We start from the raw sequence: 12264 nt of genomic DNA, 5'->3' as shown, positions 1-12264 counted from the left end.
TCGTTTCGACAGGGACGAGGCCGAGAACCGCCTCCACGCGCAGAAAGCCATCATGAGGTATTGCCTGGACGTCTGAGGTGCAGACCGGCTAACCCGGCACGACCGCCTCCGCGCGCCCCGCGGTGGCGGTGCCAGACCTTCGAAAATCCACCGGTTTCAAAGGCTTTGACCCCACGTCATTGCGCGGCTCGGGAACCCTATCCCCTGTCCGGGGTTATCTTCATGCCGATATTTCCGGTTTGTTGAAGGGTGGTTTCATGTCTGACATTCAATCATTTCCGCAAATTCATCCCGCGCGCCTTCCGCGCCATTCCCGTTGGCTCCACAAGATGTGTTTCTATCCGGTGCTGCTGACGCAGGGGCCGTGGATCAAGGCCCGGACGCCGCGCCTGCCGGAGCCCGAGGGCGTACGCGAGGGCGTGTTGGGCGAGGGGCCGGATCTGCGCGTGTTGATCGCGGGGGATTCCTCGGCCGCTGGCGTGGGTGTTGATACACAGGACGACGCGCTCTCGGGGCAGTTGACCCGCCGGCTGGCGCGCCGCGCCCGCGTGGACTGGCAGCTGGTAGCGAAATGTGGCAACACCACGCCCACTGCGCTGCGCCAGTTGCAAAAGGCGCAGCCGCGTCCCGTCGATGTGGCGGTGGTGGGGCTGGGCGTGAACGACATCACCTCGGGTGCCACGGTCAGCCAATGGCTGCGCCGCACCGACGCGCTGATCGACCATCTGCGCGGCGATCTGGGCGCGCAGCAGGTCTATCTGGCCGGCATCCCGCCGCTGTGGCAGTTCCCCGTGCTGCAAAACCCCCTGCGCTGGACGCTGGGCCATCAGGCAGAACGCTTCGACCGCGCCCTGCGCCAGCATCTGGCCGCGCGGGGCGATGCGACGTGGATCACCCTCGACATGGGTCTGAGCGAGGACAACATGGCCCCCGACGGCTTCCACCCGGGCCCTGTGGTCTATGCCGAATGGGCCCGCGCGGTGGCGGACCGGATCTTTGTTGACCGCAAGCTCTGACCGCCGCCCTTGCACCCCCGCCGGTCGCCGCATACCCCTAAGCCGACACCGGATGCGAAAGGAGCCGACATGACCACGTCCGCAACACTTGGGCTTTACGGCCTTGGCACCATGGGCAGCGCGCTCTCGCTCAATATCCTCGAGAAGGGCTTCGCGCTGCATGTGACCAACCGCGAGGTGGGCATGATCGGCGACTTCGTCCGCGAAGCGCAGGCCGAGGGGCTGGGCGACAGGTTGCACCCCGCCGACACCCTGCAGGACATGGTCGCGGCGATGCCCGCCCCCCGCGCCATCATTCTGCTGATCCCCTCGGGCAAGCCTGTCGAGGATACGATCGACCTCCTCGCGCCCATGCTGGCCCCCGGCGATACGATCATCGACGCGGGCAATTCCGACTTCCGCGACACCCGCCGCCGCACGCGCCAGATGGAGGACCGCGGCCTGACCTATATCGGCATGGGCGTCTCGGGTGGTGAGAATGGCGCGCGGCACGGGCCCTCGATGATGGTCGGCGGCTCGCCCCAAGCCTGGGGCGGCATCCGCGACGTGATCGAAGCCATCGCCGCGAAGTTCGACGGCTCGCCCTGTGCCGACCATCTGGGCCCCGACGGGGCCGGGCACTTCATCAAGACCGTGCACAATGGCATCGAATACGCCGACATGCAGCTCATCGCCGAAGTCTACGGCCTGCTACGCTACGGCGCCGGACGCGACCCCGCCAGCATCGGCGAGACGTTCGAGCGCTGGAACACCGGGCGGCTCGACAGTTATCTGGTTGAGATCACCGGCGAGATCCTGCAGGCCACCGATACCGAAACGGGCAAACCGGCGGTGGACGTGATCCTTGATTCCGCAGGCCAGAAGGGCACCGGCCGCTGGACCGCGATCGAGGCGATCCGCATGGGGCATTCGGCCAATCTGGTCGAAGCCGCCGTCGCCGCCCGCGCCTGGTCCACCGACACCGCCGCCCGCCGCGCCGGGGCCGCGATCTTCGATGAGCCGCGCCGGCCGGTCGATCTCACGGAAGACGAGCTTGAGGCCGCGCTGGTCATCGGGCGCATCGTCTCCTACGCGCAGGGCTTCCGCATCCTCTCCGCCGCCGCCGCCGAATTCGACTGGCAGATCGATTACGCCCGCACCGCCGAGGTCTGGCGCGCCGGCTGCATCATCCGCTCCGCCCTGCTCGACGACATCGCCACGGCATTTCGCGAGGATTTGCCCGAGGGGGAGTTGATTTTCGCACCCACTCTGGCGTCGATCATGAAGGACGCCTTGCCGCATCTGCGTAAAGTGGTTTGCGCCGCCCACACCGGCGGCCACGCGATCCCGGCGCTGGCCTCGGCGCTGGGCTTCCTTGATACCATGCGCACCGAACGCGGCACCACCGACCTCATCCAGGCGCAACGGGACTTCTTCGGCTATCACGGGTTCGTCCGGATGGACGGGCGCGAGAACCAGCACGGGCCCTGGTGGGACGTAGCGTGAACCGGGCGCGCAAGGGGGCGTTTGGGGGCGCATAAGGGGGGCGCTGCCCCCGGCCTGCGGCCTCCCCCGGGATATTTTCCAAGCAAAGATGGGGGCGTTATTTGCGCGGTTTGGCGCGCAATGTCGGGTCGGCTTGGGTCGGGTCTTCGGGCCAGGGATGTTTCGGATACTGTCCGCGCATGTCCTTGCGGACATCCGCATAGGACGACGCCCAGAAGCCCGGAACATCCATCGTCGTCTGGATCGGCTTGTGACCCGGTGACAGAAAGGTGACGCGCAGCGGTCGACCCGCGACGGTGGGGTGCCGCGTTGTGCCAAACATCTCCTGCAATCGCAGCGTGATCTGCGGCGCATCGCCATCGTAGTCGATGGGCACCTGACGGCCCAGCGGCGTGGTGAAAGCCGCAGGCGCGGCGGTATCAACGGCCTGCATCTGCGCCCATGTCAGGCGCGCGCGCAACGCGGGCAGCTTGTCGAAGGCTTTCCAGTCCGCCGTCGAGTGCACGCCCGTCAGGTAGGGCAGCAGCCAATCTTCAAGGGTTGCAAGTAAAGCCGTGTCATCCATGGCGGGCAGGGTGTCGTCCTGTGCGCGCACCAGCGCCACACGCGCCCGGAACCGTTCGGCGGCGGGGCTGAGCTTTAGGCCGATCTCGCGGATGCCCTCCAGCATCGCGGTCGCCACGGCCTCGTCCGGCGCGTTATTCCAGCGTTTGTCGGACAGGATCAACGCCCCCAGCCGGTCCTGCTCTCGCGCCAATACGCGTCCGTCGCGGCGGGACCAGTGGCACAGGTGCAGCGCGTCGATCCGGTCGGCGAAAATCTCGCGCAGCTGCGTCTCCGAGATCGCAAAGGCTGTGCGGATGCGTGCCTCGCGCGGGTTGCCGTCGGTGTCCGTCACCACCAGAAATGCCTGCCCCGCGAGCGGGTCTGCCGCCTCCATCACCGCGCCCTTACCGCCGGACAGGATGAACCGCGGCGCGCCACCGGGGCGACGTTGTGCAATCCGGTCGGGGTAGGCGAAAGCGGCGTATTCCTCCGGCGGCAGGGCAGGGCGGTCGGGCACCATCTTGGCCAGCCGCTTCGCTTCGGCCCGGACCCGCGCCAGCGCGCCCTGCCGTGGGGTAGAGGCGCCGGATGCGCCCGCCAGCGCTTTCAGCCGTTCCGCGTAATCCACCGGCCCCCCTTGCAGCACATCGCGCTCGGCCAGAAGCGCCGCCAACCCCGCCGCGGGCTTGCCACCGCGCACCAGCATATGCGCCAGCCGCGGGTGCAGCGGCAACGTCGCAAGCTTCCGCCCGTGATCGGTGATGCGTCCGTCCCGCAGGGCGCCCAGCCCCTCAAGCAGGCTGCGCGCCTCACTCAAAGCGCCCTCGGGCGGCGGGGTGAGGAACGGCAGATCACCACTGCCCCAGGCGGCCAGCTCCAGCGCCAGCCCGGTCAGGTCCGCCGCCTCGATCTCGGCCGGGGGATAGGCCGCAAGCGCGCCATCCTCGCCCCGCGACCAGAGCTTATAGGCCACCCCTTCGGCCACCCGCCCGGCACGGCCGGCCCGTTGCATGGCCTCGGCCCGCGTCACCCGTTCGGTGACCAGCCGCGACATGCCCGAGCCCGGATCGAACCGCGCCCGCCGCGCGCGGCCCCCGTCCACGACCACGCGGATATCCTCGATCGTCAGCGAGGTTTCGGCAATCGACGTGGCCAACACCACCTTGCGCCCCGCAACCATCGGGGCAATCGCCGCGCGCTGGTCCTTGAAGGGCAGGGCCCCGTAAAGCGGGCGCACCTTGCAGTCTTCGGGCAGCCGTCCGCCAAGCACCCCCTGCACCCGGCGAATTTCCCCCTCACCGGGCAGAAACACCAGCACGCCGCCGGAGGTCTCGCCCACGGCCTGCACCACCAGATCGGCCAGCGCCGCCTCGAACCGCACGTCCTTGCGCAAGGGGCGGTCAAGCCAGCGTGTCTCAACCGGATAGGCCCGCCCCTGCGAGGTGACCACCGGCGCGCCGATCAACTCGGCCACCGGACCCGCATCCAGCGTGGCCGACATCACCACCAGCGCCAGATCGTCCCGCAGCGCGGCCCGCACCTCAAGCACCAGCGCCAGCCCCAGATCGGCATTCAGTGACCGTTCATGAAATTCGTCAAAAATCACCGCGCCGACGCCGGGCAGCTCCGGGTCCGATTGCAGCATCCGCGTCAGAATGCCTTCGGTCACCACCTCGATCCGCGCGCCGGCGACGCTTTCGCCCCGCATCCGGTAGCCCACGGTCTGCCCGACCGTCTCGCCCAATTGCTGCGCCAGCCGCTCCGCCGCCGCCCGTGCCGCCAGCCGACGCGGCTCAAGCATCACGATCTTGCCCGTAACGTCGTCCAGCAGGGCCAGCGGCACCCGGCTCGTCTTGCCCGCGCCGGGCGGTGCCTGCAGCACCACGCAGCCACGCGCGCGCACCTGTGCGCGCAGCTCGGGGATCACCTCGTCAATGGGCAGGACCTCAACCATGCCTCTTCATCTGACCAAATAAACTCAATTACAACCGCCCGTCTGGACGCCTCGGGCGCGGCTGGTCATAAACGCCCCATGAACATCGCCGAGACCGCCCAGAAACTCCGCGCCGGAGACCGCCGTGCGCTGGCCCGCGCCATCACGCTGGTCGAAAGCACGCGGCCCCAGGACCGCGCGAAGGCCGCCGACCTGCTCGCCACCCTCGGCACCGACCGGCAGGCCCTGCGCATCGGCCTCTCGGGCACGCCCGGCGTGGGCAAATCCACCTTCATCGAAGCCTTCGGAACGATGCTCACGGGGCAGGGCAAGCGCGTGGCGGTGCTGGCGGTCGATCCCAGCTCGACGCGCTCCGGAGGCTCGATACTGGGCGACAAGACGCGGATGGACGACCTCGCCCGTGACCCGCACGCATTCATCAGGCCCTCGCCCAGCCAGACGCAACTGGGCGGTGTGGCCCGCCGCACCCGCGAAGCCATCGCCCTGTGTGAAGCTGCGGGCTTCGACGTGGTGATCATCGAAACCGTGGGCGTGGGCCAGTCCGAGACCGCCGTGGCCGAGATGTCGGACCTCTTCTTGCTGCTGCTCGCGCCTGCGGGCGGGGACGAGTTGCAGGGCGTGAAACGGGGCATCATGGAAACTTGCGACATGATCCTTGTGAACAAGGCCGATGGCGATCTCAAGGCGCAGGCCATGCGCACCCGCGCCGATTATGCCGGGGCGCTGCGACTCTTGCGCAAACGCGCCCGCGACTCCGAAGGGTTTCCCAAGGCGCTGGCGGTCTCGGCGCTGGAGCGGGGCGGGATCGAGAAGGCCTGGGGCGAGATGCAGGCCCTTGCCACATGGCGACAGGAGCAAGGCATCTGGGACGCCCGCCGCGCGGAACAGGCGCGATTCTGGTTCCATGAGGAAGTCCGCGCCGGGCTTCTTGCCCATCTGACCGCCGATGCGCAGGTCAAGGCGCGGCTGGCTACCCTCGAAGACGCGGTCGCCGCCGGACAAACCCCGCCCGCCGCCGCCGCGCAGGCCTTGATTTCCGCGCTTTTCCCTGCGAAAGCCTGACGACAGCCACCCAGACCTGCACCCGGGGCGGCGAATGCCCCGCGATCTGGCGCAAAGGCCGTGATATGGGTTGACGGGACGGCGGAATCCACCTAATTCCCGCCCAATGAATTCAGCCCCAAGGTTTCCTGCGGGCTCAACACGATATACGGACGGGTCCTGCGCAGTGCGGCTGACCCCGGATGAACAAGGAAAACGCTATGTCGCGCCGTTGCGAACTGACCGGAAAAGGCCCCATGACGGGCAACAACGTGAGCCACGCCAAGAACCGCACGCGCCGTCGGTTCCTGCCCAACCTGCAAGACGTGTCTCTGCGCTCTGACGCGCTGGACCGTTCGTTCAAGTTTCGCGTGTCCAGCGCTGCGCTGCGCACCGTGGACCACCGGGGTGGCCTTGATGCGTTCTTCCTGAAAGCCAAGGATGCCGAGCTTTCGGCCGCCGCGCTGAAGGTCAAGAAAGACATCGCCAAGGCGCAGGCCGAGGCCTGATCCCGTTCGATCGATTTGCGAAGGCCCGGACTTGTGTCCGGGCTTTTTGCGTTCGGGGGGGGGATTGCACCGCTCGGGCGTTTTGCCGCTTCGGGCGCCCTGCGACCATTCACCCCTTCCCGTGGCCCGTGCTGCTTGCTAGCACCGTGACATGACGCGCCTTGCCCGCTTTTTGTCCCTGACGCTTGCCCTGTTGGTTGTCCTGTCGACCCAACAGATGGCGCAGGCACGGGTGCAGATGGCGAATGCGGCGGGCACCATGGTGCTGTGCACCGGGCAGGGGGTCGTCACGGTCACCGTGGACCGCTCCGGCGCGCCCATGGACCCGCCGGCGGTCTGCCCCGACTGCGCGATCACTCTGGCCGCTGCGCCAGCCACAGCACCGCTGCCCCGTCCGGACTGGACGCTCCTGCGTGCAGTCGATGCACCACTACCGCGCCCCGCGCTGGCGCTGGCCTTCCGCGATGCTCCGCGGGCGCGGGCACCGCCCTTTCCTGTCTGACCTTCGCCAACACAATCGAACTCAGACACAGGAGAGACTTGATGTCCTTCAAACTTCCGATCCTCACCGCGGCCGCCGCCCTGATCTCAACCGCCGCATGGGCCGAGATCACGGTGGAGCACGCCTACGCCCGCTCTTCGAACCCGGTCTCGGGCGCCGCGTTCATGGTGATCCACAACACCGCCGAGACCGACGATCACCTGATCGGCGTGACCTCGGAGATCGCCGCCCGTACGGAGCTTCACACCCATGAGGAGACCGACGAGGGCGTGATGCGCATGACCCACGTGGAAGCGGGCCGCCCCCTGCCGGCAGGCGGCACGCTGGTGCTGCAACGTGGCGCCGATCACGTGATGTTCATGGGGCTTGAGGCCCCGCTGGAGCAGGACGCGGAGATCACGATCACGCTGATCTTCGAAGACGCCGGAGAGATCCCGGTGACACTGCCCGTCGACCAGACCCGCGCGCCGATGGCCCACGGTGATATGGATCATTCGGAGATGGATCATTCCGACACGGAGCACGGCACCATGGACCACGGCGACACGCCCGCGTCCGACTGACCGCCCAGACCCAAGCGGCGCGCGCTCCTAGCGGTGCGCGCCGTTATCCTGCCATCAAGTGCAGGTCGTCAGCCGCACTGACGCCGCGCCGACCGCACAAAGGCTTGATAGCGCCGCCAGAAGTCATCATCGGCTTCCGTGTCGCTGATCTTGGTGGCATGGGCCACTTCCGGATCGTCGAAGAACGCCACCATCCTGTTGCGGTCCCTGCGGCTCAACTCCACGTTGGCCACCCCTTGCACGCATGAGCACAACGGCACCGAGGCCCGCGACCGGTCTGCGGCCAGACAGGCCTGCGCGATCGGCCCCGACGCCAGCCGCGCCGTTGACGAGGCCCCCCGCCCCCCGCCGCACGCTGCCAAAGCTGCCACACACGTCAAAGCTACGATAACCCGCATCATATCACCTCATAACCTGCCCGCCGGTTTTCCGGCTGGGCCTTTGCCTGCTGCACCCGACTATGCCGCAAAGGCCGCAAGCGGGGAAGGGGGTGGGTGATCACGAATTGCAAGGCGCACGATGCGGTCGCGCAACAAAAAGCCCCGCCGGCGCGGGCCGACGGGGCGTTCTAGATCACGGCGAAGCGCGGCGCCTTAGGCGGCTGCGGTCTTGCCTGCGGTCTCGAGATACTTCAGCACGTTCTCGGGCGAGCTTTCGCCGTAGGGATCTTCGCCGTGGTTGTCGCACAGGCCGGGCTCTTCGAACCAGGCTTCGACGACACCGTCATTGATGATCGCCGCATAGCGCCAGGACCGCATGCCGAAACCCAGATTGTCTTTGGCCACCAGCATGCCCACGCGGCGGGTGAACTCGGCGGAGCCATCGGGGATCACCTTCACGTTCTTGATCTCTTGCGCCTTGGCCCACTGGTTCATCACGAAGGCGTCGTTCACGGACAGACAGTAGATCTCGTCGATGCCGGCCTCCTGGAACTTTTCGAAATTCTCTTCAAAACCGGGCAGTTGGTAGGTCGAGCAGGTGGGCGTGAACGCGCCGGGCAGCGAGAACAGCACAACCCGCTTGCCGGCGAAATAATCGGCAGTCGTCTTGTCGTCCCAACGGAAGGGGTTCGGGCCGTCGATGGATTCGTCGCGCACGCGCGTGTGGAAGGTTACCTCGGGCAGCTTCACTCCGGATTTCATATCATCACTCCTGAAATTCAATGGTTCGAACGTCGGTTCGCAGATCAACTAGGGCCCTGCGCGCCCGCTTGCAAGAGCGTCCCATTGCCCCACCCCGTTCCGGTGCGTCACAGGTGCGCGCACGTGCGGGGAATAAAGCCGCAGGCATGGCAATTCATGTTGCCAAACCCCTTGTTTCACCCCATATCCTCACCCCATGACCGACATATCGAAAATCCGCAATTTCTCCATCGTTGCCCACATCGACCACGGGAAATCCACCCTTGCCGACCGGCTGATCCAGTCCACCAACACGGTGGCGGAACGGGACATGAAGGCGCAGATGCTGGATTCGATGGACATTGAGCGGGAACGCGGCATCACCATCAAGGCGAACACCGTCCGCATCGACTACACCGCCGAGGATGGGGAGACCTATGTCCTCAACCTCATCGACACGCCCGGACACGTCGATTTCGCCTATGAGGTGTCGCGCTCCATGCGCGCGGTCGAAGGCTCTCTGCTGGTCGTGGACAGCACCCAGGGGGTCGAGGCGCAGACACTGGCCAACGTCTATCACGCCATTGATGCGGATCATGAGCTTGTGCCCGTGTTCAACAAGATCGACCTGCCCGCGTCGGACATTTCCCGCGTGGCCGAACAGGTCGAGGATGTGATCGGCATCGATGCCTCCGGCGCCATCGCGGTCTCGGCCAAAACGGGGCAGGGGATCAAGGAGACGTTGGAAGCCATCGTCACCCAACTGCCCGCGCCCAAGGGCGATCCGGATGCGCCGCTCAAGGCGATGCTGGTGGATTCGTGGTATGACAGCTACCTCGGCGTGATCGTTCTGGTCCGCATCATCGACGGCAAGCTGAAGAAGGGCGAGAAGATCAAGTTCCTCTCCAACGACACGGTCCACCACGTTGACCGCATCGGCGTGTTCCGCCCGGAAATGACCGTGATCGAAGAGCTTGGCCCCGGTGAGATCGGCTTTCTCACCGCGTCGATCAAACAGGTCCGCGACACCCGCGTGGGCGACACGATCACCCACCAGCGCTCCGAGGTTGAGCCGCTGCCCGGCTTCAAACCCGCCCAGCCGGTGGTCTTCTGTGGCCTGTTCCCCGTGGACAGCGCCCAGTTCGAGGATCTGCGCGAAGCCATCGACAAGCTGGCCCTGAACGATGCCTCTTTCTCCTACGAGATGGAAAGCTCCGCCGCCTTGGGCTTCGGCTTCCGCTGCGGCTTTCTGGGCCTTTTGCACCTTGAGGTGATCCGCGACCGGATCGAGCGCGAATATGACATCGACCTGATCACCACCGCGCCCAGCGTGATCTACGACATCCACATGAAGGACGGCACGGTCACGCAGTTGCACAACCCCGCCGACTTCCCCGACCCCACGTTGGTCGACCACGTGGCCGAGCCGCGCATCAAGGCGACGATCCTTGTGCCGGACGAATATCTGGGCGAAGTGTTGAAACTCTGTCAGGACCGCCGCGGCATTCAGGAAGACCTCACCTACGCGGGCTCGCGCGCGATGGCGGTCTATGACCTGCCCCTGAACGAGGTGGTGTTCGACTTCTACGACCGCTTGAAATCCGTCACCAAGGGCTACGCCAGCTTCGACTACCAGCTCACCGGCTACCGGCAGGACAATCTGGTCAAAATGTCAGTGCTGGTGAACGACGAGCCCGTGGACGCGCTGTCGATGATGGTCCACCGCGACCGCGCCGAGGTCCGCGGTCGCGCCATGGTCGAGAAGCTCAAAGACCTGATCCCCCGCCACATGTTCAAGATCCCGATCCAGGCGGCGATCGGCGGCAAGGTCATCGCCCGCGAGACCCTGTCCGCCATGCGCAAGGACGTGACCGCCAAGTGTTATGGCGGGGATGCGAGCCGGAAGCGCAAGCTGCTGGACAAGCAGAAGGCGGGTAAGAAGAAGATGCGCCAGTTCGGGAAGGTGGATATCCCGCAGGAAGCCTTCATCAGCGCACTCAAAATGGACAGCTAAAAGCTGGCCATTTTTTGCGCGCGTGCGGGGAAGCGATTGGCGCAGCCAATTGCGGCCGCACTCGAGAGTTAGGGCGCGCTCCTTTTTGACACGTCATGAAGGACGGTGGGGGTAAACGTTTGGCGTAGCCAAATGTGGTCGCACGCGGCGGATAGGGCTCGATTCTGCTGGACACTTAGTCCAAGTTTCTGGGTTATGGAGAGTTGTAAGGGGTAACGTTACGTGCGCTGCTCAGGGGGGTGTGGCAAGGCAACGATAAGCTTGATATTGACGCTCGAATATTATTACTTTCAGTGAAGCTTTGAAAATAGATGGCAGTATTTAAGAAATTTGCAACGAAGCTAAAGGTCCATAATGTCCTGAAATTTATTCTGGGCATCCTATCTACGACGATAGTGCATTTTTCAGGATACTTCTACTTCTTTTCTAAGGAAGTCCCGGTTTTGACAGATGTCACAGCAGTCGCTGGATTTGTCTTTATACCGTTGATATATTTCGCTCTTGCGAGGGTTGGTGCGGAGCTGATCCTTGTTTTTATTATGTCCAATATTATTCCATATCCCATAATTTTCTTTATACTAAAGTATAGGCGGAAGAAATTTAAACTACTTCGCTTGCGCGCAATGAAAGGAAATTTAAATAATGATCTAGGTAGGGCAGGTGCGATAAATCAGCAAAATCGAACCAGATGGCATAAAGCAATCGGCAGATCGTTAGATAGTACCCTAGATCGGATTGAAATGCCAATTCGGATAACTCTGTCCATAGTCCTTTTCCTTTGGCTATATCTAGGCTGGCAGATGTTCCTTACATCTCTAGGTCTTATCGCGTTATTATTTTTTATTACTTTATCAGTCACTTTGACTTTGAAGTTATCGATCCTGACCATCCAAAAATCGAAACTTCTAACTAGACTTGATCGAAGTGGCTCAATGTCAATTTATTACGCCTTCGGGAGGCAAGCGTTTGGTAGAGTGGATTGGAATGAGTGGATTCAAAGTTATGCTATATTGATATTTCTGACTTTCAGCGGCTGTCTAGGACTTCTAAAAGGTGCGGCAGTATCAGTAGAGTCAACTTATCAAATGTACTTTCCTTCCGAGAGCCATCGTTTTAAAAATGGTGAGTATACAATTTTTTTGAGCAGTGAGCGGGGGATGTATCTTGTCGGAGAAGCGGAGGATGGGTTTTTGTTTGTGCCCCACGACGCAGGATACATAGCTCAACGTTTGCCTGGCGGAGGGGGATATGATGCAAATGATGCTTTAACCGTCTGGTTGCAGGAAAACTCGGTCTGCAAATGGATGAGAGGAAATATCTGTCAAAATTAAGACACGTTTCTCGGGATGTTGTATTTTGGGTGTTTATGAAAGATAGTTACAAAGCGGCTTGTTTCAGGGCCCGAACCACCCGCTTAGCGCGGGCGCTTCGCACCAACCCCTCGGTCCGGGCGCGACCAAGCCATTATGGTTCCACCAAGATCATGCGCCCGTGTCCGGCGCTTCGCGCGTTC

At 63.8% G+C, this 12264-nt stretch carries 11 protein-coding genes; 8 read left to right on the top strand and 3 right to left on the bottom strand.

Translation table 11 applies throughout. From position 1 onward, the window contains the following. Nucleotides 1-257: 257 nt before the first annotated feature. Together DC363_RS09195 and gndA are read left to right on the top strand one after the other, a co-directional pair. On the top strand, nucleotides 258-1016 hold the full coding sequence (locus DC363_RS09195; protein WP_108640852.1) for an SGNH/GDSL hydrolase family protein: 759 nt from the start codon (nucleotides 258-260) through the stop codon (nucleotides 1014-1016). A gap of 69 nt (nucleotides 1017-1085) precedes the next feature. Further along, a complete protein-coding gene (gene gndA / locus DC363_RS09190; protein ID WP_108640851.1) occupies nucleotides 1086-2501 on the top strand; it encodes an NADP-dependent phosphogluconate dehydrogenase in 1416 nt (471 codons plus the stop codon). A gap of 97 nt (nucleotides 2502-2598) precedes the next feature. Here gndA and hrpB read toward each other — a convergent pair whose 3' ends face one another. Then, entirely contained in the window at nucleotides 2599-5001 is a 2403-nt protein-coding gene (gene hrpB / locus DC363_RS09185) for an ATP-dependent helicase HrpB (RefSeq protein ID WP_108640850.1), read from the bottom strand. A gap of 78 nt (nucleotides 5002-5079) precedes the next feature. On the opposite strand from hrpB, the gene meaB reads away from it, so the two are divergent. From meaB to DC363_RS09165, 4 genes are all read left to right on the top strand, one after another. Further along, nucleotides 5080-6063 (top strand): methylmalonyl Co-A mutase-associated GTPase MeaB, encoded by a 984-nt coding sequence (meaB, locus tag DC363_RS09180; RefSeq protein ID WP_108640849.1) that lies wholly within the window; start codon nucleotides 5080-5082, stop codon nucleotides 6061-6063. Nucleotides 6064-6263: 200 nt separating this feature from the next. After that, on the top strand, nucleotides 6264-6551 hold the full coding sequence (gene rpmB, locus DC363_RS09175) for a 50S ribosomal protein L28 (protein WP_108640848.1): 288 nt from the start codon (nucleotides 6264-6266) through the stop codon (nucleotides 6549-6551). Between the two features lie 151 nt (nucleotides 6552-6702). Continuing rightward, complete coding sequence (locus DC363_RS09170; protein ID WP_108640847.1) at nucleotides 6703-7053, top strand: hypothetical protein; 351 nt, start codon at nucleotides 6703-6705, stop codon at nucleotides 7051-7053. Nucleotides 7054-7094: 41 nt separating this feature from the next. Next, nucleotides 7095-7616, top strand: a complete 522-nt coding sequence (locus DC363_RS09165; protein WP_108640846.1) for a copper chaperone PCu(A)C — start codon at nucleotides 7095-7097, stop codon at nucleotides 7614-7616. A gap of 68 nt (nucleotides 7617-7684) precedes the next feature. Here DC363_RS09165 and DC363_RS17145 read toward each other — a convergent pair whose 3' ends face one another. Further along, nucleotides 7685-7840 carry a hypothetical protein gene (locus DC363_RS17145; RefSeq protein WP_241962968.1) on the bottom strand — a complete coding sequence of 52 codons (156 nt, stop codon included), beginning with the start codon at nucleotides 7838-7840 and terminating at the stop codon, nucleotides 7685-7687. A 369-nt stretch (nucleotides 7841-8209) separates the two neighbouring features. Continuing rightward, the gene (locus DC363_RS09155) at nucleotides 8210-8758 is read right to left on the bottom strand and encodes a peroxiredoxin (RefSeq protein WP_108640845.1); all 549 of its coding nucleotides are present in this window, start codon (nucleotides 8756-8758) and stop codon (nucleotides 8210-8212) included. 196 nt (nucleotides 8759-8954) lie between these two features. Here DC363_RS09155 and lepA point away from each other — a divergent pair, with 196 nt between their 5' ends. Together lepA and DC363_RS16685 are read left to right on the top strand one after the other, a co-directional pair. Further along, nucleotides 8955-10751 (top strand): translation elongation factor 4, encoded by a 1797-nt coding sequence (gene lepA, locus DC363_RS09150; RefSeq protein WP_108640844.1) that lies wholly within the window; start codon nucleotides 8955-8957, stop codon nucleotides 10749-10751. Nucleotides 10752-11194: 443 nt separating this feature from the next. After that, on the top strand, nucleotides 11195-12082 hold the full coding sequence (locus DC363_RS16685; RefSeq protein WP_146180774.1) for a hypothetical protein: 888 nt from the start codon (nucleotides 11195-11197) through the stop codon (nucleotides 12080-12082). Nucleotides 12083-12264 lie beyond the last annotated feature (182 nt).

The organism is Thalassorhabdomicrobium marinisediminis, from assembly GCF_003072065.1.
Taxonomy (GTDB): Bacteria; Pseudomonadota; Alphaproteobacteria; order Rhodobacterales; family Rhodobacteraceae; genus Octadecabacter; species Octadecabacter marinisediminis.
The sequence above is the reverse complement of the archived record's forward strand: the minus strand, read 5'-3'. Positions and strand labels throughout refer to the sequence as shown.